The sequence below is a fragment of the Nocardia sp. NPDC050630 genome (assembly GCF_044457245.1).
Lineage (GTDB): Bacteria > Actinomycetota > Actinomycetes > Mycobacteriales > Mycobacteriaceae > Nocardia.
In genome coordinates this window covers 1719805-1741296 of record NZ_JBITGN010000001.1, presented here as the reverse complement: position 1 = coordinate 1741296, position 21492 = coordinate 1719805, and the positions used below count along the sequence as shown (strand labels likewise).

Here is a 21492-nt window from a genome sequence, read left to right as displayed (position 1 = left end):
CCCAGAGATCCAGATGTCCGCCGATCCGGAGAAATCATGTCCGCCAGCCCGGAGCCAAATGTCCGCCCAGCCGGATTATCACGTGTCCGCTAGCAGGTGTGCGGTCCGGTTCGTCCGGCAGCGGCCAGGCAAAGGTATCCGCTCCGATCCCGGCCGCGCGCAAGCCGTCCCGGAGTCGCAGTAGACCTTCGGTCAGGAATCGCACCGGCGGTGATTCATCGTTCACCGCGATCTCTGTTTTCGGACCGTCCCCGAACAGGTTGCAGCGCTGCCATTCGCTGGTGATGTCGCGACCGGTCAACGGCTGCAAGCGAACCGCGAAGATCGGTTTGTTCAAGTCCTCGGCGTGGCGGTATTCGACCTTGCATTCGTGCGATGTGTCCCAATTATCGGAGACCAGACAGATGACCGCTTCGCACCGATCGCTCGCGCGGCGCAGCGCGTCTTTCCACCGCACACCCGCCGGAATCCCGGTCTGCCGGTCCAGATCGAGAAAGATCTCACCGGTCAGGCCTGGATCGGCTGCGATCAACCATGCCTTGACTGCGATCGCTTCGCGATCGTCAAGGCTGGAATGACTCAGAAAGACCCTGGACATCGGGCTATCACACCGTGCGTCGATCCTGGTGGAAGCCCACATCGAATATCGCAAGCGTCATACGAAAATCCTGCGCTCGAACAAACCGACGCACGCGAGTACCACCTACTCGATAACTCGCGCAAACACTACGCAAACGCTGTTGCGGCTACCGACAACTTCGGAAATCCGCATCGTCGACCTGGGGATCGCCTGCCGGGCGCTGCTGTGGAACCGGCTCGCGGGTTCATACGGTGTTGAGCAGTGCCATGAATCCGAAATCCATGTGGAGTTGAGCATGGCAGTGCAGCAGTGAGCGGCCGGGTTGGTCGGCGCGGAAGTCGACGTCCATCCGTTGGTAGCCGCCGAGCATCGCCACGTCCTTGTGTACTCCGGCGGTGGGTGTGCCCGCGATGTGGGTGATTTCGAAGCTATGGCGATGCAGGTGCATGGGGTGGATGTCGTCGGTGGCGTTGTAGAAACGCAACCGATACCGCTTGCCGTGCGTGATGTCGACGATCGGACGCTTGTTCTCCATATCGAAGGGGGCGCCGTTGATGGTCCACAGGTTGAATCCGTCTTGGGCGGCGTTGCGTTTTTCGATGAGCATTTCGATGACGTCATCGGCGGCCGGTGGCACTTGATCGGGAGTGGTGAATATCCGATAGTCCCATTGGAACGGCTGGGGCGGGAGCCATAGCGGTTCACCGGTGCGGTCGGCGTATTCGACGACGATGCCCATCCCCGCTTCCCGGTCCTCGTCGGCCAGATCTCCCAGCACCCACACACCGGGGTCCGTCATCTCCACGATCGCCGAAATCCGCTCGGCGGTGCCCAGCCACAGTACGGGCACCGTGGTGGGTCTGCGGACCGGGTTGCCGTCGAGGGCGACGACAGTGAAGGTGTGACCGGGCAGGGCGAGGCTGCGTGTTTCGGTGGCGCTGCCGTTCAGCACATGCAGCAGCACTCGATCGCCGGTCTTGACCCGGATCGGATCACCGTGGCCGAGGATGCGGCCGTTGATGGTAAAGGCGTCGTAGCCTACCTCGTAGCCGTGGGGCTCGCCGCGTGCCAGAGATGCGGCCATTGCCGCCTCACCCTTGTCTCTCAGTTCGGGCACCGGTTCTCCGGCCAGGAAGTCTTCGGGCATATCGCCTTCCTGGCTCAGGTTGGGCTCGAATTCCTTGAGGGTCAGGAACATTTCGTGGTCGTAGGCTCCGGGATTGTTCGCCGGTTCGATGTAGACCGGGCCTACTTGACCGCTGTACTGGCCACCGGTCACATTCGCACCGGGGTTCAGATGGGTGTGGTAGAAGCGGAATCCGGACGGCCCCGGAACGAATGAGATTCGCCGCATGCCACGGGCCGGAATGAACGGAGTACCTTCCTCGGCCGATCCGTCCACTTCCACACCGATGTTTTGACCGTGCCAATGCAACTGTTCGGGGATATCGGTGTCATTGTGGATATCGACCCAGGTCCGTTTCCCCTCGGTGAATCTCAGGAGTGGGCCCGGGAATTGACCGTTGTAGGTAACGGTCGACACGACCCGGCCTGGTGCGATTTCTATCTCACCCCGACCGATGCGCACGGCGTAATCGGGCTTACCGCTCGGGGGCGTGTCGGAAGGGTTATGCGCGCATCCTGTGGCGGCCATACCGGTACTCGTCAGCAGGGCCATACCGCTCCAGCGGAGGAAATCACGTCGATCTATACGCACGCTGATTCACTTCCTTCGCCTTCCGCGACAGATCGAATCGAACAGCGTTGATCCGGACTGGAACGACAATATCGAAAGTCCGCCGCACCGGCATCCGTGCGGCAGAGTCTGATAAACCGTCGCGGTGCTGACCGTCGGGCTGTTGATAGTCCGACCTCACATGCCGATTCATCCCGGTTGCTGGCGGGTCGATGCTAGTTGAGCGGCGACCAGCGACGAAGTAGCTTCGGGTGCTGACTGCTGTGCTGTCTGGAACCGCTCAGTTCGTCGAACGCGACGAGCAGTAGGCGCGCTGGCCAGTCGACCCCACGGTGTGCAGGTGACTTACCGCCTGGGCGTATGAGCCGAAAAGGAACTGAGCGAAGATCACGGCCAGAACACAGTAGTGCCCAGCTGCCACCACAGTCACCGATGAGTGCGAACGCGGTCCATCGGCAGCACGGGGTCTGTGTGGCGATCGAGCCGCTGAACAGAGCTCCGACGTCGGCGACCGAGGAGGCTTCGCCTTCAAGGCCTCATCTTAAATCGGAGAGTTGTCTTCGAATTGTTCCCCGGTTTCCGCCGGTTCGGGTGGTAGCCAGCGGTAAGCTCTACTTGACGCCTTACCGTGTACCAGACGGCGTCCCTGTTCGGTCCGGTCGATGCATCAACTGTCGGCCTCGCCGGAGGATCTGCCCCATCCGGGGCAAATCCTGTGAACTTCACCAAGCAACCAACCGCGTGTCAGCATTCCGATTCGGCACGTGACGCATTCAGAGCCTGATTCCGGCAACTCGGCAGCGTGGCCAGTTCGCGGACGTCATAGAGCTCGTCGGGGTCTACATCACCGAATTCGGCGCACCAGACAGGAGCGCATCGGCCCAAGAGGGCGACTACGGAGATGTTGAGAATCATTCTCGATTCAAGCCTTTAGTTGAAGGATGAAAAATGTCCAATAAGACAGTCAAAACCGTTGCCGCCACTGTTATGGCCTTGCCCTTGTTAGTCCTCGCAGCTCCTGCGGCTTCGGCCGACTCACCGTCGTCCTATGCCACTCCGACGACCGGATCGGTCGTGTTGTGTTTCCCTCTCGGTAGTGTCGTCTGGTGCATCTGAGGTTCCAGGCACGCCGAATGGGCTAGCCGTCTAGACGGCATTTCCCCCTTCCGGTGCGTCATGGGCGACGCACCGGAAGCGGAGATGGCAGGTAGCGGTGTCGTTGGTCCGACCTTGTCGGGCAGCGGGCCGGTACCGAAAGCAGTAGTAGGCCGCGCACAGATACGATCCGCCCTAGATGATGCGGCGTGGAATCGTTGTGGCGCTGTTGGTTCGGGGGTGTCCCCGCGTGGGTTGTGTGGGACACAGCAGGTCGGCGTCGGATGCTGGACGCGGAAGTAATCGACGGTCCGTTCCCACACGGGGTTGCGGTAGCCACGGATCGCCCGCCTCAATCACGCGAAAACGCAGCGGCCGCAGCCATTTCCAGGTCCTGGTACGGCTTGCCACTCACGTCCTCGATGACCTGGTGCATTGTTCCGCCCGTGAACGGGAACGGTGAGCGGTACCTCGCGGATACGGACTGACCGCTGTCACGGCCGACACGGATTCCTTCGCCGACGCCGGAGAAGACGATGGGCTGGGTCCGCATGTCATCGAGTGAGCCGACCGGGTCCTCATCGATGTAGAGGATGGCCTCGCCGGTGGGTGTGAAGTTGTCGGGGCGGGTACCGCGGCGTTCGTACCGGATCCCGAGGATGTGGTCGCCCAGGGGGACGGTTCGATCGGAGACGATGGTCTGCTCTTCCTCGCCGAGGAAGTTGTAGGTGTAACAAAGGCGGCCGTCCTTGACGTACAGGGTGTGTCCACCGAGCCGGCCGCCGTGGGCGAACAGCACCCCCTGGGCATCGGCACTGTCGATCGTCGCCTCTGCGAGCAGCGCGAACGACCGCCCCTGAATCTCCAGCGCCGCACCGGGTCCCACCTCCGCGACGTCCGGATAGTAGACAGCATTGTCGCGCTTGGCGCCATACGTCGGGCGCGAGCGGGTCATCATCGAGACGACGTCGAGATCGTTGAGCGGGAAGCCGTGGTATTTCTCGGCCTCCGAGAACCACAGCGCCTTCAGCTCCTCCAACTTCTCGGGATGAACCTCGGCCAGGTCGTGCATCTGGCTGCGGTCTTGCTCGATATGGAACAGTTCCCAGCGGTCCTGGTCGAAATGCCCCCAACCGGACGGGCATGCCGCGTGAATGGCGTCGGCGAACCATCCGTCGTGCCAGATCCCGCGCGTGCCGAGCATCGAATAGAACTGCGTGTGCTTGCCGACGTCCGCGTTCGCGTCATCGAACAGCGCTCGGAAACTGACGCCTTCCAAAGGACGCTGTGGCACGTTCTTCACCGTGTCCGGTGGTGTGATGCCGAGCAGGTCGTAGACGGTCGGTGTGACGTCGCAGACGTTGAGGTACTGGTGGCGCAACTCGCCGCGGGCCGCCACCCCGGCCGGCCACGACATCAGGCATGGGTCGGCGATGCCGCCTTCGTGCGAGGCGTATCGCTTGTACAGCTTGTACGGGGTGTTGAACGCCATCGCCCACCCGATGCTGTAGTGGCTGTAGGTGGTCGGCGAACCCAGCTCGTCGAGTTTGGTCAGACTGTCCTCGACCGTGTCGATGTAGCCGTTGAAGAACTTCATCTCGTTGGCGGTGCCGTTCGGACCGCCCTCGCCGCTGGCACCGTTGTCCGAGAAGGCGACGATGATGGTGTTGTCCAGTTGGCCGCTTTCTTCGAGATAGTCCAGCAGCCGGCCGATCTGCGCGTCGGTGTAGGACAGGAATCCGGCGAACACCTCCGCCTGCCGGCGGAACAGCCGCTTCTCGTCCTCCGATAACGAATCCCACGCTCGCACCGTGTCCAGCATCGGCCACGGCTTGCCGTCGGCACTGGTGGCATTCGCATACGGGTTCATCGGCGACAGCTCGGTGTTCTCCGGCACCAGACCCATGCGCTTCTGGTTTTCGAGCACGATCTCGCGATACTTCTCATAACCCATGTCGAACCGGCCGCGGTACTTGTCGGCCCATTCCCGTGGCACATGGTGCGGCGCGTGCCCGGCCCCCGGGCACAAGTAGGTGAACCACGGCTTGTCTGGGGCGACCACCTTCGAGTCGCGGATGAACTCGATCGCCTTGTCTGCCAGATCCTTCGACAGGTGATATCCGTCTTCCGGCGGGTACGGCTGTGGGATCGGGTGATTGTCGTAGACCAAATTCGGATACCACTGGTCGGCCTCGCCGCCCAGGAAACCGTAGAACCGTTCGAACCCGCGACCCAGCGGCCAATGCCGCTTCGACGCGGCCAGATTCTCCTCTTCCAGTGGAGTCATATGCCATTTGCCGACCGCGTAGGTATTCCACCCGCGCTCGGCGAGAACCTCCGAGCACAGCGCGGTTTCGGCCGGTATGCGACCACACATACTCGGGAACCCGTCGGTGAACTCCTCGATGGTCGCCATACCGACCGAAGTCGCATTCCGGCCGGTCATCAAGGAGGCACGCGTGGGTGAACACAAGGCGGTGGTATGGAACTGCGTGAACTGCACACCGCTATCGGCGACGCGCTTCATATTCGGCATCTCGACCAGACCGCCGTAACAGTCCCAGGTGCCGATTCCGATGTCGTCCCACACCAGATACAGCACATTCGGCGCGTCCCGTGGTGCGGTCGGCTCCGCATAAGGCCCCCAATCGGGGACCGAATCACGGATATCGAGCGCGACCTTCCCTTCGAACTTCCTGGCCATCATCCACCTCCGATAACTAGAGCTGTTCGTTTGCCATTCGTCCTGCTGCCCGGGCTCCGGACCTCATGCGGGGTACAACGCGAACACCGATCGGTGCGGCTGTGATGTCGGGACAGGCACGCCCAGCTCCGGTGATGGCGGAGAGGGGTACGGATATTCGATTCGACGTGTGGTGGTCACGCACCTCGCGGACATGATGTCCGAATATTTGCTGATCAACGCCTTCCGTACTCAGAGAGTACGGCGTCGGACGGCGCCGTGTCAGCAGTTGCGCTCAGTCCCGCAGGGCGCAATGCGGGGCAGCTGGTCGCGCCAGGCGGGAGTTTCAGTCGACGCCGAGGGCGACTTCGGTTGATTTGATGAGGACGGTGACTCGGGAGCCGTCGCTGAGTTCGAGGTCGTCGGCCGCGTCGCGGGTGATGGAGGAGGTGATTTCGTCGCCGCCGGCCAGCCGGACACGGACCACGGCCATCGCTTCGCCGCGGGTGACCGAGACGACTGTTCCATCGAGTTGGTTACGTGTGGATAGTCGCATGGCTGTGATCCTACGGGTTTCAGCCTCAGGTGGTGCCCGCGCTCATGCCGCCGGAAATGGTGATCGCTTCGCCGTTGAAATGGCGCCCGGATTCACCAACGAGGAGCAGGATCGCTTGGGAAACCTCTTGCGGCACAATCAGATCACCATTCGGCGGACCGCTGGCGAACATCGCCTCCACATCCTCTAGCGTGGGATTCTCGATATCGGGCACCATCGCCGAATACATTGCCGGATTCATGATCATATCGGTGCGCACACCGGCCGGAAGTACCGCATTGACGGTGATGCCGTGCGGAATTACTTCGTGGGCAAGCGATTTGACCAATCCGATGACGCCCCATTTCGCCGCGGCGTAGTGGCCGGAGTTCGCAGCCCCCATGCGGCCGACGATGGACGAGGTGGCAACAATTCTGCCCCATCGGCGCTCGATCATATGTGGCACCACGGCGCGGAAACTGTGGAAGACGCCGGTGAGGTTGACATCGATCATGTCCTGCCACATCTGCTCGTCCATCTCGGCGATGGCCGCGCCCGAGGCGATGCCCGCGTTGGCGAGCAGAATGTCGATCCGACCGAATTCGGCGATGGCCAAGTCGGCGAGCTCGTCCATCGCCGCGCGGCTGCGAACATCGGCCTGTACCGCGACGCAGCGCCGCCCGGTCTCCTCGACGAGCTTGACGGTCTGGGCGAGATCGTCTTCGGAGCTCAACGGATAAGGCACGCTACCGATCGGTTCGCTGATATCACACACCACGATGTCGGCACCTTCGGCCGCCAAAGTCACCGCGTGCGAACGTCCTTGACCGCGAGCGCCGCCAGTGATTACCGCAACCCTGCCCGCCAGCTGCCCCATGCACGTCCCCTTTCGACCGGTGATCCCATGCTTTCATGATCCGTGGCACATGCGCATTCGAAATAGCAGCGCGATCCACACCACGGGTCAGGTCGCGGACCAGCCCGACCAGCGGGTGACGTCGATGGCGAGCACCGGTCCGGGGGGCGGCTGGGTGCGGTAGATGGGATAGCGCGCGGTCAGAAGCTTCAGCGCCCGCTGCGCTTCGGGGGCGTCGGCGATTCGTGCGGTGCCGTCGGCTCTGGTCCACCACAGGTGCGTCCAGTCGTCGCTGTAGTGGTCGGCGAGCACGGCGACGGTGGGGTTCGCTGCGATATTAGCCAAGCGGCGCAACGCTGTTGTCGTCTTCGGCTTCGCATCGACGGCGCTGTAGATGATGTCGTCGATGACCGCGAATACGATCGGCACGATGTGTGGGTGCAGGTCCGTGGATACGGTGGCGAGTCGGGCCACCGGTTCTGCTGTGAACCGTTCCCGCGCTGCTTTCGCGTTCAGTCGCACCGCTCCTCCGCCTTACGATCGGCAACAGACCCATTCTCACCCGATCGGTGATTAGATGCGGACGAACAGTGGCCGCGCGGGATCCACGGGAATCGGTATGGCAGGGCCGATTCCGAACAGGATGAACACCGCGGGCTCCGGGCTGTCGCTCAAAGTGCCGTCGTAGTGCGGTGTACCCGCTGTGCGCGTGGCGAATTCGCCGGGGTACATGGGCGCGGTGGTGGTGAGGTCGATGGTGGGGCCCGCGCCGACGGTCCATACGCCCGAGAGCATTACGGCATGGCGGTCGAAGGTGTAGGCGTGCGGTGCGCTCATCCAACCGGGGTACCAGCGGGCATAACTGGCGTAGAAACCGGGGCCGCGATGTGAGCCGAGCACGTCGGCGGTTTCGAAGCTGTGGGGCGGTGCGCCGGGAGCAGGTTGCCAGTTCAGGTCGGCCAAGCCGTGAATCGTGGTGCCCGGACCCGGAGACCGGTCTGCGATGGTCGGAAATTCGACTGTCAACGGCTCGGCAGCGTTACCGTTGGAGCCCTTCCAGACAACGGGCAGCATCAGGCCGAGCGCTGGCGGCGCCAGCGCGATTCTGCGGCGCATTTCGCGCACTGTCTCGTCGTCGGCTTCGGCTAGGTATCGGTTGTCTTCCACGCGCATGACCTCCTGGACGTCATCGCAGCAGGTGCAAACCGAATTCTTGACGGAGCATACGACGGTGTGCCAATAGTTTGCTGGAAATCCGACGAGATCAACTCGAGCCCGCTCATCGCATCGCCATGGTGGTCCGCACACTGTCCGGCCGTACGATGCGAAGCGACTCCAGTCCACGGACGGTAAAGATGTGCCCATGACCAGCCATGTCCTCGCGATCGATCTCGGCAAGACCGGCTGTCGCGGTTCATTGCGCGTCGACGGAAGCCAGGTCGGCTATGCGCAAGCACCGGGTGCGCCCGGGCTGGCACATGCGACGGGTGTCATTGCGGCGGAGCGTGCGATCTACGCGGTAACAGATCAGATCGCTTCGCTGCCAACAACATTCATGCTATCGGTCGGCGCAGCGGGTGCCGCATCGGCACCGGACGCGGCGACGGCACTTGCTCGACGGCTGGCGCAAATCCCCGGCGCGGCAGCGGTCGCTGTTACTTCCGACGCCGTCACCGCACACGCCGGGGCATTGGGCGGGTCCCCGGGAGTCGTGCTCGCCATCGGAACCGGAGCCGTCGCTACCGCCGTCGACGAGGCGGGCCGGTTCACCCGAGTCGACGGCTGGGGGCCGCAACTAGGCGATGAGGGCAGTGGCGGCTGGATCGGCCTCGAAGGTCTACGCGCCGCGCTACGTGCCCATGACGGCCGCGGGCCGCGCACCACCCTGGTCGAGAAGGTTCGCGAACACTACGGCATCGAACTGGACGCGCTGCCGAAATACCTTGGCGAACAAGATAATCCGGCTCTGGTCGCCGCCGAGTTCGCACCCTTCGTAGCGGCCGCTGTCGACGATACCGCGGTCGCGATCATGGCGGCCGCCGCAGGCTCACTCGCTCGCACCGTCCTTGCCGCGATCGAACGATCCGGAATTCGGCCACCGGTCCCCTATGCGATCACGGGCGGTCTCACCAAACTCGGCGCGCCACTCCTGGAACCGCTCGGCCGCCAGATCGCGCACGCGATCGACCGCCGCGATCCGCTCGGCGATCCGATCGACGGCGCAGCCCTGCTCGCCGTCGATGCCACCACTGTGCTCGAAGCGCTGGTCACTCGACTCTCTGACACTTATTGACAGCACCTGTGACACACCTGACACTTAGTTGCACTCAGTCCATCGCGTCACCGGGGAGCTGCGTTGAACGCCCTCAATCTCGCCGTCATCGTCGTCTATCTGGTCACCGTTGCGTGGATCGGCCTGCGGCTGTCCGGAAAACAGAAGTCCAGCAGCGACTATTTCGTCGGTGAGGGCCGTATGCCGTGGTGGACGGTGTGTTTCTCGGTGGTGGCCACCGAAACGAGTGTGCTCACCGTCATTTCGATTCCGGGAGGCGCGTACACCGATCAAGCCTTCGGAAATGTGGAATTGGCCATCGGGTACGTCATCGGGCGCACGGCCGTGGCGATCGTGCTGATCCCGCTCTACAAGCGCGGCGGTTTCGTCAGCGCCTATCAATACCTCGAGCTGCGTTTCGGTCGGTATCTGCAGGGCGTGGCCTCGGTAACCTTCGTATTCACCCGGCTGCTCGCCGAGGGCGTGCGGCTGTTCGCCTCCGCCATTCCGATCAAATTACTGCTCAACGAATTCGGACTCGACTTCGGCTACGACGCGATCATTGTGGCACTGACGCTGCTGACCGTCGTGTATACCTACCTCGGCGGCATCAAGGCGGTGATCTGGACCGACGCATTGCAGATGGGCCTTTACCTCACCGGTGCGCTCATCGCGATCTGCGTGCTCACCGGCCATGTCGGTGCTTCCGGCTGGTCGGATGCGTTGCATGCGGGCAAATTCCGTGTCTTCGATACCGATTTCGGTCTGGCGCACATTCTCACCAGCACTTTTGCGTTGCCGACCGCGATCCTCGGTGGCGCGATTTTCGCCATGGCCTCGCATGGCTCGGATCAGCTGATCGTGCAGCGCATTCTGGCGACGCGGTCGCTGCGCGACAGTCAGAAGGCGATGATCGGTTCGGGCATCTTCGTTGCCATCCAGTTCGCCGCCTTCTCCCTGGTCGGCGTGCTGCTGTGGCCCTATAACGGCGGCAAGACGGCCAAGGAACTCGGATTGGCCAGTTCGGACAGCCTGTATCCCAACTTCATTCTGCACGGGCTGCCAGTGGTGGTCTCCGGACTGTTGGTCGCCGGAATCCTCGGCGCGGCAATGGGTTCGCTGTCCTCGGCGTTGAATTCCATGGCCAATTCGACGGTCGCCGATATCATTCGTAGCTTCTCCCGGCGCACACTCGCCGATGACACGCTGCTGCGGTTGGCGCGCGTGATGACACTGGTGTGGGCGGCGCTGATGGCGCTGTTCGCCATGGGTTTCAGTGCGACGACGGGCAATGTGTATCTGACAGCGCTCACCATCGCGGGCTACACCTACGGTGCGCTGCTGGGTGCGTTCCTGCTCGGACGGCTGGTCGCGCGCGCCAACCAGTTCGACGCGATCCTCGCCTTCATTGCCACGGTGATCGTGATGACATTCGTGGTGCGGGTGGTCAAGGTCGATGTGACCGTCGCCGGGAAGGTGGTCGAAAAGGGTATCGCGGCACAGTGGTTGGTGCCGATCGGCGTGCTCGTGACATTGGTCGTCGGTGGTTTCGCGAGCCTGTTCCATCCGGCGTCCGCTGCCGATGAGCCGGAGCATGTTGCGGCGGTGGCGTAGTGCGTGTCATCGGGCTGATGTCGGGAACCTCGCACGATGGTATCGATGCCGTCGGGGCGGATATCGTATTGCGGGATACGACGATTCAGGTGCGACTCGTCGGACATCTCAGCCGACCATATCCCCGACGAACTGCGCTCGGAACTCATCGCCGCCTTGCCGCCCGGTGCCATAGAGATGGCGACCGTGTGCCGTCTGGATACCGCGATCGGCCAGAGCTTCGCCGATGCGGCAATCGCGGCAATGTACGAGTTCTTCGGCGGCACAGCCGATCTCGTTGCCTCTCATGGGCAGACCGTCTACCACTGGGTGAGCGACGGTGTGGTGCGAGGCACGCTGCAGCTGGGTCAGCCCGCATGGATCGCCGAACGCACCGGGTTGTCGGTCGTCAGCGACTTTCGTGCGCGCGATATCGCGGCGGGCGGACAGGGCGCCCCGCTGGTCGGGCTGTTCGACCTGCTGTGGCTGGCGGGACATTCCGAACGCGCGACCGCGCTGAATATCGGCGGGATCGCGAATGTCACGGTCACCGGCGACAAACCGGTCGCCTTCGACACCGGACCCGGCAACGCATTGATCGATGCGGCGGTCGAATTGTGCACCGGCGGCGTCGAGCATCTAGACCGTGCCGGGGAACGCGCCGCCCGCGGCGATATCGATACCGGTCTGCTGGAAACCCTTCTCGCGGAACCCTACTACCGCGCACCGGCCCCCAAGACCACCGGGAAGGAGCTGTTCAACCGCGCCTACCTGGAGCGCGTGTTGGACGGCCATGCGGCATCCGCCGACGATATTGTCGCCACTGTGACCGCGCTGACAGCCCGTACCATCGCCGACGCCCTCGCACCACTGCGCCCGACCGAGATCATCGCGTCGGGCGGCGGCATACGCAATCCCACGCTGATGGCAATGCTCGGCGCCTATCTGGGGCCCACGAAAGTGCGCACATCCGATGAACTCGGCATACCGTCGGCGGCGAAGGAGGCCACCGCATTCGCCGTGCTCGGCTTCCTCACCGCTCACGGTCTCGCGGGTAACCATCGCGCCTGTACCGGAGCGGGTCGCGCGGCGGTGCTCGGTTCCATCACCCCGGGTGCGGCCGGATTCACGCTGCCCAGTGCGCCAACAACCGTGCCCCTACGACTCACGCTGGCGGGGTGAATAATGCCCGATTCCGACGACGTACGCACTCGCCTGCTGGCGGCGCTGCCACGACTCACCCCGACCGCACTGCGCGTCGCCCAGGTGATCCGGCTCGACCCGGCCGCCGCCGCACAGCTGACGGTGAGCCAACTCGCCGAGCAGTCGGCGACCAGCACCTCCGCGGTGGTCCGGTTGGCGAAAACCCTCGGCTACGAAGGCTATCCGCAGCTGCGACTTGCCATGGCCGCGGTCGGCGGCGATGAGGGCACGCCGGTATTCGCCACCGATATCGATGCCGACGACGCGTTATCGAAGGTGCTGCACAAACTGACCGCCTTCGAAACCGAGGGCATGATGGCGACCGCCGAACTCGCCGATCCGGCGACCATGGAAGCCGTCGTCGACGCACTGGTGGGCGCGCGGCGGGTGCATCTGGTCGGCATCGGCGCGTCCGGACTTGTCGCGATGGATATGGCGCAGAAGCTGACGCGCATCGGAATGTGGTGCGCAGCATGCACATCCGAGGACGACGCACTTGTGCAGGCCAGCCTGCTGGAGACCGGTGATGTAACGGTCGCGTTCTCGCATTCGGGCGAAACCGCCGCGATCGTCGAAGCCGTGCGCCGGGCCGTCGACGCGGGCGTGACGACGGTTGCTGTGACGGCCGGGGCGGGGTCCGGACTCGCGAATGCCGCCGCGCACACGGTGCTGGTAGCCGGACGTGAGGACGGATTCCGTTCCGCGGCAATGGCGAGTCGGATGAGTCAGCTCCTCATCGTGGATGCGCTGTATGTCGGTGTCCTGCAACGCACACCGTCGGCGGCCAGGGCGCTGCGGCGCACCTACGAGGCGGTAGCCGATCGTCGCAACAAGGAGGCCGAATGAACTACCCGGTGTCGCGGTGACCGAAATCGGTTCGCTGACAACCGAAGCGTCGAATCCACGCACCACCACGTTGGATTCGATGCCGATCGATGAGCTGCTGCGCACCATGAACGCCGAGGATGCCGGTGTGGCTTCGGTTGTCGCGCAGGCGATCCCGCAGATCGCACAGGCGGTCGAGCTCATTGTCGCGGCGCGGCGGCGGGGCGGTCGGCTGATCTACCTCGGCGCGGGCACCAGCGGTCGCCTCGGCGTACTGGACGCCGCCGAATGCCCACCGACCTTCGGCACCGCTCCCGGCGAGGTCCTCGGCATAATCGCGGGTGGACCGCAGGCCCTGCTGCGGGCCGTCGAAGGTGCAGAGGACGATCCGGTGCTGGCCGCCGCCGACCTGTCCGCCATCGCACTCACCAGCGACGATGTCGTTGTGGGGCTGGCGGCGAGCGGTCGAACCCCCTACGTCATCGGTGCGCTGCGATACGGCCGCTCGATCGGTGCCGCGACGGTCGCGATCTCCTGCAACCGCAATGCGCAAGCCAGCAACTGCGCCGACGTCGGCATCGAACTCGACACGGGCCCTGAGGTTTTGACCGGCTCCACCCGGTTGAAGGCGGGCACAGCGCAGAAGATGGTGTGCAATATGCTCTCCACCGCAGCCATGGTTCGGTCGGGCAAGGTCTACCGGAACCTGATGGTGGATGTGCAGCCCACCAATGCCAAACTCGTGGACCGCGCCCGCCGTATCGTCGCCGAGGCGACCGGAACCGACTCGGCGACAGCCGCAGCACTACTGGACGCAGCCGACGGTCAGGTCAAAACGGCCATCGTTATGCGCCTGGCCGGAGTCGACGTGTCGGCGGCCCGCGCACTGCTGTGCGACGCGGACGGTCGCGTGCGCGACGCGGTCCAGCACTGAATATCCCGTTCGCCGCACGGCCAACCGGCTACCCTGACCCACAGTTCCGCGACACCGCCGGAACGATGTGTCGGCAATTCGGAGGCACCATGCTGTCCCTGCAGGAGATTTCCGACCGTCTGGAGATCGAGGACCTCATGGTCCGATACTCACATGCGGTCGACACCCATCAATGGGATCTGCTCGACGAGATCTTCACCGAGGATGCGCATATCGATTACTCGGCGATGGGCGGCCCTGCCGGTGATCTGGAATCCACCAAGAAGTTCCTGTCCACCGTCATGCCGAACTTCCTTGCGTTCCAACATCTGATCAGCAATTCGTCCATCAGTGTCCACGGCGACAGCGCAACCGGGCGCACCATGTGTCACAACCCCATGCTGGTCTCGACCGGCGAAGGTCAACAGAGTCTGATGCTGTGCGGGCTCTGGTATCACGACACCTTCGCCCGTATCGATGGTCGGTGGCGAATCAAGCAGCGTGTCGAGGAGAAGAGCTTCATGTTCGTCGCACCCGGCAGTGCCTGAATACGAATCGAGGCTCCCGAATTCGGGAGCCTCGATCGATCATTCGTGGTGGCATTGGCATTTATCGCCGCAGGAGCATTTGCCGCCATCCTGGCAACCGCACCGGCAGTCCGGACCACAAGCACAGGGAAGAACGCTGGGAGCCATCCACAACCTTTCCGAAGTAGAGCTTGCCGCCTGAGCTATAGCCGGGAAGTATAACCAGGCGATCAGCCGGTCTGCCGAGTAGTTCGAATAATGGAGGTACTGATTCCGCGTCCGCTGGTCCGGCAAGGCGCGGGCCGGAATTTCCGGACCGCTGTGGGGGTTGGTGCGGAAAACAATCGATGGGAGTGCAGTGAACGACTTCAACGCGCAGGTGATCAATGAGTTCCGCGCCAACGCGGGCAAGGTCGGCGGCATGTTCGAGGGTGCGCCGATGGTGCTGATCACGACGACGGGCGCCAAATCCGGCCGCCAGGTCACCAGCCCGCTGGTCTATCTCCCCGACGGCGAACGAATCGTGCTGATCGCCTCGAACGGCGGTGCCGACAAGCATCCCGCCTGGTACCACAACCTGCGCGCGAATCCGGAATTCACCGTGGAACTCGGTACTGCGAGCTATACGGCGAAGGCCGAGGTGGTGACCGGCGCGGAACGTGATGAGCTGTATGCGCGGATGGTCGAGATCATGCCGGGTTTCGGCGAGTACCAAGCGAAGACGTCTCGGGTGATTCCGGTCGTCGCGGTGTATCGCCAAGAGGCCTGATGCTCCGATAGTGCCAGCCCGGTCCCTGATCGCCGGGCTGGCACCAGCCGATCAGGATTTGTCGCCGAACCAGCGGCACAGCGCTTCGGCAAGTCCATCGCGATCGCCGGAATCCGCTGCCCAGGCAACGCAACCGTCCGGTCGAATCAGCATTGCGGAAAGCTCGCGTGGTGCAACGGGTTTCGCGGTCACCACGCGCACCCGCTCCGACCACGGTGCGGCGATCGCCCGCAGCTGCGCGGAATCGGCCAGATCCAACAGAAACGCCCGACCATCGGCGAAGTGCGCACCGACCCGACTGCCATCGGACAGCTCGATATCCGGTGCGACCGCGCCGATCAGCTCGTGGCCACCGCCGAGGTCGTAGCGGTGCAGTACACCGGAGATCCTCTTGAAGATCGCGGTGCTGCCGTCGCGGGTAGCCAACAGATCGGTCATCACTTTGCGTAATGCCTTGCTGCGCTGATCGAGTCGCATGAGCGCCACTTGTGCGCGGGTCCACTCCAGCACCCACGCGCCGACGGGATGACGTTCGGCGGTGTAGGTGTCGAGCAGGGCTTCGCTCGCATCGCCGCGCACCACCGCGGCCAATTTCCAGCCGAGGTTGACCGCATCGCCGATGCCGAGATTGAGTCCCTGCCCACCGAACGGCGAATGCACGTGGGCCGCATCGCCGGCGAGCAAGACCCGGCCCCTGCGATAGTCGGTGACCTGGCGGGTGTTATCGGTGAATCGCGTTGCCGAATGCACAGCGGTGATCTCGACCGGCACACCCGACACCGCGCGTAGGCTGGCCTGCAATTCGGCCGCGGTGACCGGGGTTGTCCGGTCGGCGGGCGGGCCGTCGAGTTCGACGGTCAGGATCCGGCCCGGTGTCGGACCGCTGGTGTAGATCCCGGTGTGGGTGGTGTTCCACCCCGGACGTAAGCCCTCCGCACCGGTCATTTCGACGACCGCCTGATGGCCGGTGATCTCCGGGGCCAGACCCGGGAAATCGAATCCGGCCAGCTTGCGGACCGTGCTGCGGCCGCCGTCGCAGCCGACCAACCAGTTCGCGCGGACGGTGCCGTCGGCGAGGCGGACGGTGACACCGGTTCCGTCATCGTCGAATTCGGTCAACTCGACACCGCGCCGGATCTCGATCCCGAGTTCGTCGGCACGCCGAGCCAGGATCGCCTCGATGGCCTGCTGGGCGACCAGCACCGCCTCGGCGCCCGGGCCGAGTTCGGCGAAAACCGGGTCGTCGAAGTCGATTTCGTCTGCGCGAAGCATGATGCCCGCGAAATGACCAGCGATCGGCAGACGCTGGGTGGCGGCATTCGGGAACATGCCCGCCGCGCGGATGCGCTGCACCGTCGCATTCTGCTGTTCGAGCAGGTCGGGCAGCATGCCCCGGCGGTAGAACGCCTGCGCAGTGGGCACATTGATCGCAGCGGCCTTGATGGTCATATCGGGTTCGGCCAGCCGCTCGACCACCAGCACCTCGGCGCCACCGAGGCGAAGTTCGCAGGCCAGCATCAGTCCGACCGGTCCGGCACCGGCGACGACCACATCGAATGTCTCGTTCATGAACTCGACTCTGCCGATGGGCGGTTGCGGCTGGCTTACATCGCCTTGCATGCGCCTTGCATCGCGCCGGAACCCGCCTCAGTCGAACTGATCGATGGCGGCCACGGCGATCTCGTGGTCGGTCTGCGACAACGCGGCACCAGGGACGCCCAATGCGCCGATGACGGTATCGCCTGAGCGAATGAGCACACCTCCACCGTAGGCGGACCAGCGAACGTGCGCCGGCGAGGCCGAGTCCGATGCCGAAGAGATTCCGGAAGTTCTGCGAGGTGCTCGAAACCGTGGTCCGACGCGGGGTGCTGCGTAGAGAATCGAATCGAGCGAAGGAGTCTCATGGAACCGATTGTTTCCGTCACCGGTGGCAAGATCCGCGGCTGGACGACCGCCGGGATCAGCGCATTTCTCGGCGTGCCGTATGCGGCGGCGCCGGTCGGGCCCGCGCGCTTCCGGCTGCCGACGCGCGTGCCGGACTGGCAGGGGGTCCGTGATGCGCTCACCCACGGCGCGACCTGCGTGCAGACCCCATATCCTCCACCGATCCATGCGCTGATCGGTAGTGACGGGATACCGGGTGAGGAATATCTGAATGTCAATGTGTGGACCCCGGATCCAGGCGGTGCCGGACTGCCGGTCATGGTGTGGATTCACGGTGGCGCATTCACTCGTGGATCCAATGCCAGGGCGATCTATGACGGTTCGGCGTTCGCGCGCGACGGGGTCGTGCTGGTCTCGATCAACTACCGGCTCGGGATATCCGGCTTCGCGGCGGTGCCGGACGCACCGCTGAACCGAGGGCTACACGATCAACTGTTCGCGCTGCAGTGGGTGCAGGAGAACATCGCGGCCTTCGGCGGGGACCCGAACCGGGTCACGGTATTCGGGGAGTCGGCGGGCGGAATGAGCGTGGCGACGCTGATGGCTTCGCCGCTGTCGCGTGGGTTGTTCCGTCAGGCAATCATGCAGAGCGGCAATGGATCCGCCGCAGTGGCCGTCGAAGATGCCCGCAAACTCGCCGGAGAATTGGCCACGAGTATCGGAATCAGCCCCACCGCGGCGGATTTCGGCGAGCTCGGTCCCGATGAGTTACGCGCGGCGCAGGATGGGCTCGCGTTGGCGCTGATGAGTGATCCGGATCCGGCGCGGTGGGGGTCCTCGATCATTGCCAACGGGATGGGGATCATGAGTCTGCTTCCGGTGATCGATGGCGAGGTGGTCGAAGGGAAACCCGTCAATGTTCTTGCCGCGCAACCTGATCGTGCCGTCCCGCTCATCGCCGGATGCACCGCCGAGGAGTTCCGGTTCTTTACGGTGCCGACGGGGATCGCCGCCGGGATCACCGCGCAGACCCTGCCTTTCGTGCTTACCCGCTATGGACTCGATCCCGGGCTCGGGGACATCTACGGTGCCAATCGTCCTGGTGCGTCAGCGGCGGATGTGTTCGCCGCGATCATTACCGATCGGGCCTTCCGCTCGGATACCCTGCGGATCGCTCAGTCCATTGCCGCCGCGGGTGCGCCGAGCTTCGCCTATGAGTTCGCGTGGTCGTCCGGTATCGAGGGACTCGGTGCCTGTCACGTTCTGGAGGTGCCGTTCGTCTTCGACGCACTCGCCGGGGCGCACACCCTGACCGGTCCCAATCCGCCGCAGCCGCTCGCCGATGAAATCCATTCGGCGTGGGTGGCTTTCGCCGCGTCCGGTGATCCGGGGTGGGCGCGTTTCGAGGAGGATTCGCGGCTGGTGCAGGTATTCGACAGTCCGCAGTCGGGTGTGGTGAGTGATCCGCGCGGGGACGAATTGGCGGCGTTGCGGAAGTCGGTAGCCTGATACGGGGCGTGGAGCGAACCGATCGAGAGCGGGTGGAATTGCTCGCACGCGTTACTTGCCGAAGGTGCTGGAAATCGTTGTGGCAGAGGCGCATAGGGCGGCCCGAGCCGCGGCCACGGCCGGGTGTCGACCGGTACCGCGACGGTAGGCCAACAGGGTTTTGCGTCGGGTCGGCAGGGCTGTGAGCAGTATGTTCGGCGGTGGAGCGAGTGCGCCGAGTTCGGGGACCAGGGCAACGCCCTGACCTGCGGCGACCAAGGCGAGGACGGTGCTGAAATCGTCCACATGATGACGGACTCGAGGAGTGAATCCGGCTGCCTGGCAGACCCGGATCGTCATGGTGTGGCAAAGCGTGCCGGGAGTGCCGAGGATCCAGGAGGTGTCGTGGTGGTCTTCGAGCGGTGTGGCGGTCGGGGCGGCCAGGTAGATGGTCTCCTCCAGGAGCGGCTCGGTGTCCAGAGCGGGATCAGGTTCGGCGGGTACGTAGTCGTACTCCTGGACCAGCGCCACGTCCAGGGCTTCGGCACGAAGTGCGTCCGGGACGGTAGCTGGATCCAGTTCTGTCACAAGCAATTCCAAGCGCGGATGGTCGTGGCTCAGTGCGACCAAGGCGGGGGCGAGGATCGTGGCGACGGCCGTCGGGAAAGCGCCGATGCGCAGTGTTCCGGTAAGTGTTGCGCGCGAGGCAGCCAGGTCGGCGGTGGCCTGCTCGAGAGCCGCGAGGATTGTCTCCGCGTGGTCGACCAGGGTGAGTGCGGCAGGGGTGAGAGTGACGCGTCGCCCGGTTCGTTCGAGCAGAGGTACTCCTGCTTCGCGCTCCAGTGCGGTCAATTGCTGTGACACGGCCGACGGTGTGTAGCTCATCGCCTCCGCGACTGCCGCGATTGTCTTGCGATGGGCCAGTTCGCGCAGGAGGCGTAGTTTTCGAACGTCGAGCATCAGCTCAGCTTATGCTCAACGGAAGAAAAGTGAACTGGACCTGAAGTATCGTCGCAAGCCAGTCTTGAAACCATGACGCTCACCGGTCTCTTCGTCCCCCTGATCACACCGTTCACCGCTAATGACGAACTCGCCGCCGACGCACTGGCGGGCCTGGCCAACGAGGTCCTCGACGACGGCGCAACCGGCATCGTCGCCCTCGGCACTACTGCCGAAACCGCCACCCTCACCCCGGACGAACGTCGTCGCGTCCTCGACATCTGCGGCACCGTCTGCCGAGAACGCAACGCTGTCTTGATCGCCGGTGCGGGCACCAACTCCACCGCGGATTCGGCTCGAGCGCTCGCTGCCCTCGGCCCCACCATCACCGGCGCCCTCACCGTCGTCCCCTACTACACCCGCCCCTCCGAAGCCGGGGTAGTCGCCCACTTCCGTCACCTGGCCGCTACCAGCCCGGTCCCCCTGATCGTCTACAACATCCCATATCGCACCGGCCGCACCCTCGGCCTCGACACGCTCCACGAGCTCGCCGGTATCCCGAATATCATCGGCTTCAAACACGCTGTCGGCGGCATCGACGAGACCACAACCACTTTCATGGCCACCCTCCCACCCGACATCACCGTCCTTGCCGGTGACGACCTGTACGCCCCCGCGCTCCTGGCCCTCGGTGCCCACGGCGCCATCCTCGCCACCGCCCACTTGGCCACCTCCGCCTTCGCCACCCTGATCCACCTCTGGCGCAATGGTCCCATCGATGAAGCCCGCGCCCTCACCCGCCGCCTCACACCGCTGTCGGCGGCTCTGTTCGCCGAACCCAACCCCGTAGTCATCAAATCCGCCCTGGCCGCGCAAGGCCGCATCCCCACCCGCGCCGTCCGCCTGCCCCTCCTTCCCGCCACCACCGAAGCAACCACCGCTGCTCTCGAAGCGCTAACCCACCTCAACGCCACTATCCCCGCTTGATCCCCAATTCCCCAGCGCCGAAGTCTGATTCACAATCCCACGCGGACAGCGCGTTCAGACGAGTTCCTCCCTACCGCTGAGTGCGTGGGTGCGCTAACTCGACCGAATGAACTCGAGCCGCGGCCGTTCGGATCTCGTCGCAGAGGCGGGCAGTATTTGTTGGCTTCGTGGTGTCGACATGGATCACCGGGGTCAATGCCAATGGTCGCCCATGGATGGCCCAGGTGTCCCAATCGCGCGCAAGCCGGAGCCCGTCGTTGTGCACCGCGGCGCGCTGCCGTCGCGCATATCTGGCCCGCGCCGTCTCGACAGCAGCGTCACACCAGATCTCGATCGCGCGATCGGCGCTGACGCGCCGAATTCCCGCTCTCGCGAACTCGAGGTCGCGCGGCTGGAACCACCACGAATCGATCACCACCGACTGCGGTGTCGCCGTGGCCATCGCCCAGACGGCCTCCATTGCGATCGCGCCGAGCGAGGGTACGGATTCGGGCCTCGAAATACATTCCGCCAAGGCTTCTTTCACTGTGTCCTTGGACAGCAGTTGCGCATCCAGTTCGCGGGCGAGCGGTGCCGCCAATGTCGACTTACCCGAGCCCGGTAGGCCATTGACCAGCACCAGGAGTTTGTCCTTTGGTTGCGTCACC

Annotated in this window: 20 protein-coding genes; 9 read left to right on the top strand and 11 right to left on the bottom strand. The window is 64.1% G+C overall.

Going from position 1 to position 21492, the window contains the following annotated elements:
* Positions 1 to 34: 34 nt before the first annotated feature.
* The 7 genes from ACIBG0_RS07410 to ACIBG0_RS07380 all read right to left on the bottom strand — a co-directional run bounded on the left by ACIBG0_RS07410 (position 35) and on the right by ACIBG0_RS07380 (position 8612).
* Positions 35 to 598 carry a toll/interleukin-1 receptor domain-containing protein gene (locus tag ACIBG0_RS07410; protein WP_397030116.1) on the bottom strand — a complete coding sequence of 188 codons (564 nt, stop codon included), beginning with the start codon at positions 596 to 598 and terminating at the stop codon, positions 35 to 37.
* 226 nt (positions 599 to 824) lie between these two features.
* Positions 825 to 2303, bottom strand: a complete 1479-nt coding sequence (locus ACIBG0_RS07405; protein ID WP_397030253.1) for a multicopper oxidase family protein — start codon at positions 2301 to 2303, stop codon at positions 825 to 827.
* Positions 2304 to 3723: 1420 nt separating this feature from the next.
* On the bottom strand, positions 3724 to 6075 hold the full coding sequence (locus ACIBG0_RS07400; RefSeq protein WP_397030114.1) for an arylsulfatase: 2352 nt from the start codon (positions 6073 to 6075) through the stop codon (positions 3724 to 3726).
* Between the two features lie 325 nt (positions 6076 to 6400).
* The gene (locus tag ACIBG0_RS07395; RefSeq protein ID WP_040690806.1) at positions 6401 to 6610 is read right to left on the bottom strand and encodes a molybdopterin-binding protein; all 210 of its coding nucleotides are present in this window, start codon (positions 6608 to 6610) and stop codon (positions 6401 to 6403) included.
* Positions 6611 to 6635: 25 nt separating this feature from the next.
* Positions 6636 to 7466 carry a mycofactocin-coupled SDR family oxidoreductase gene (locus tag ACIBG0_RS07390; protein WP_397030112.1) on the bottom strand — a complete coding sequence of 277 codons (831 nt, stop codon included), beginning with the start codon at positions 7464 to 7466 and terminating at the stop codon, positions 6636 to 6638.
* Positions 7467 to 7553: 87 nt separating this feature from the next.
* Positions 7554 to 7961: a TIGR03668 family PPOX class F420-dependent oxidoreductase gene (locus tag ACIBG0_RS07385; protein ID WP_397030251.1), complete on the bottom strand. Its 408-nt coding sequence runs from the start codon at positions 7959 to 7961 to the stop codon at positions 7554 to 7556.
* Between the two features lie 57 nt (positions 7962 to 8018).
* Complete coding sequence (locus ACIBG0_RS07380) at positions 8019 to 8612, bottom strand: hypothetical protein (RefSeq protein ID WP_397030110.1); 594 nt, start codon at positions 8610 to 8612, stop codon at positions 8019 to 8021.
* A 196-nt stretch (positions 8613 to 8808) separates the two neighbouring features.
* On the opposite strand from ACIBG0_RS07380, the gene ACIBG0_RS07375 reads away from it, so the two are divergent.
* The 7 genes from ACIBG0_RS07375 to ACIBG0_RS07345 all read left to right on the top strand — a co-directional run bounded on the left by ACIBG0_RS07375 (position 8809) and on the right by ACIBG0_RS07345 (position 15547).
* Positions 8809 to 9738, top strand: a complete 930-nt coding sequence (locus tag ACIBG0_RS07375; protein ID WP_397030108.1) for an N-acetylglucosamine kinase — start codon at positions 8809 to 8811, stop codon at positions 9736 to 9738.
* A 63-nt stretch (positions 9739 to 9801) separates the two neighbouring features.
* Entirely contained in the window at positions 9802 to 11331 is a 1530-nt protein-coding gene (locus ACIBG0_RS07370; protein ID WP_397030106.1) for a sodium:solute symporter, read from the top strand.
* Between the two features lie 36 nt (positions 11332 to 11367).
* A complete protein-coding gene (locus ACIBG0_RS07365) occupies positions 11368 to 12492 on the top strand; it encodes an anhydro-N-acetylmuramic acid kinase (RefSeq protein WP_397030104.1) in 1125 nt (374 codons plus the stop codon).
* 3 nt (positions 12493 to 12495) lie between these two features.
* Entirely contained in the window at positions 12496 to 13359 is an 864-nt protein-coding gene (locus ACIBG0_RS07360; RefSeq protein WP_397030102.1) for a MurR/RpiR family transcriptional regulator, read from the top strand.
* A 16-nt stretch (positions 13360 to 13375) separates the two neighbouring features.
* On the top strand, positions 13376 to 14272 hold the full coding sequence (murQ, locus tag ACIBG0_RS07355; RefSeq protein ID WP_397030100.1) for an N-acetylmuramic acid 6-phosphate etherase: 897 nt from the start codon (positions 13376 to 13378) through the stop codon (positions 14270 to 14272).
* 89 nt (positions 14273 to 14361) lie between these two features.
* Entirely contained in the window at positions 14362 to 14799 is a 438-nt protein-coding gene (locus ACIBG0_RS07350) for a nuclear transport factor 2 family protein (protein ID WP_397030098.1), read from the top strand.
* A gap of 337 nt (positions 14800 to 15136) precedes the next feature.
* Complete coding sequence (locus tag ACIBG0_RS07345) at positions 15137 to 15547, top strand: nitroreductase family deazaflavin-dependent oxidoreductase (protein WP_397030097.1); 411 nt, start codon at positions 15137 to 15139, stop codon at positions 15545 to 15547.
* Positions 15548 to 15598: 51 nt separating this feature from the next.
* Here the strand turns inward: ACIBG0_RS07345 and ACIBG0_RS07340 are convergent, their stop codons facing one another.
* Together ACIBG0_RS07340 and ACIBG0_RS07335 are read right to left on the bottom strand one after the other, a co-directional pair.
* A complete protein-coding gene (locus tag ACIBG0_RS07340; protein ID WP_397030095.1) occupies positions 15599 to 17116 on the bottom strand; it encodes an FAD-dependent monooxygenase in 1518 nt (505 codons plus the stop codon).
* 78 nt (positions 17117 to 17194) lie between these two features.
* Positions 17195 to 17368, bottom strand: a complete 174-nt coding sequence (locus ACIBG0_RS07335) for a heme-binding protein (protein WP_397030249.1) — start codon at positions 17366 to 17368, stop codon at positions 17195 to 17197.
* Positions 17369 to 17449: 81 nt separating this feature from the next.
* On the opposite strand from ACIBG0_RS07335, the gene ACIBG0_RS07330 reads away from it, so the two are divergent.
* On the top strand, positions 17450 to 18940 hold the full coding sequence (locus ACIBG0_RS07330; protein WP_397030093.1) for a carboxylesterase/lipase family protein: 1491 nt from the start codon (positions 17450 to 17452) through the stop codon (positions 18938 to 18940).
* 51 nt (positions 18941 to 18991) lie between these two features.
* On the opposite strand, the gene ACIBG0_RS07325 is transcribed toward ACIBG0_RS07330, so the two are convergent.
* Entirely contained in the window at positions 18992 to 19879 is an 888-nt protein-coding gene (locus ACIBG0_RS07325) for a LysR family transcriptional regulator (RefSeq protein WP_397030092.1), read from the bottom strand.
* Between the two features lie 72 nt (positions 19880 to 19951).
* Between ACIBG0_RS07325 and dapA the strand changes: the two genes are divergently transcribed.
* Positions 19952 to 20845 carry a 4-hydroxy-tetrahydrodipicolinate synthase gene (gene dapA, locus ACIBG0_RS07320; protein ID WP_397030090.1) on the top strand — a complete coding sequence of 298 codons (894 nt, stop codon included), beginning with the start codon at positions 19952 to 19954 and terminating at the stop codon, positions 20843 to 20845.
* A 70-nt stretch (positions 20846 to 20915) separates the two neighbouring features.
* Here the strand turns inward: dapA and ACIBG0_RS07315 are convergent, their stop codons facing one another.
* The gene (locus ACIBG0_RS07315) at positions 20916 to 21491 is read right to left on the bottom strand and encodes an AAA family ATPase (protein ID WP_397030088.1); all 576 of its coding nucleotides are present in this window, start codon (positions 21489 to 21491) and stop codon (positions 20916 to 20918) included.
* Position 21492: the final 1 nt, after the last annotated feature.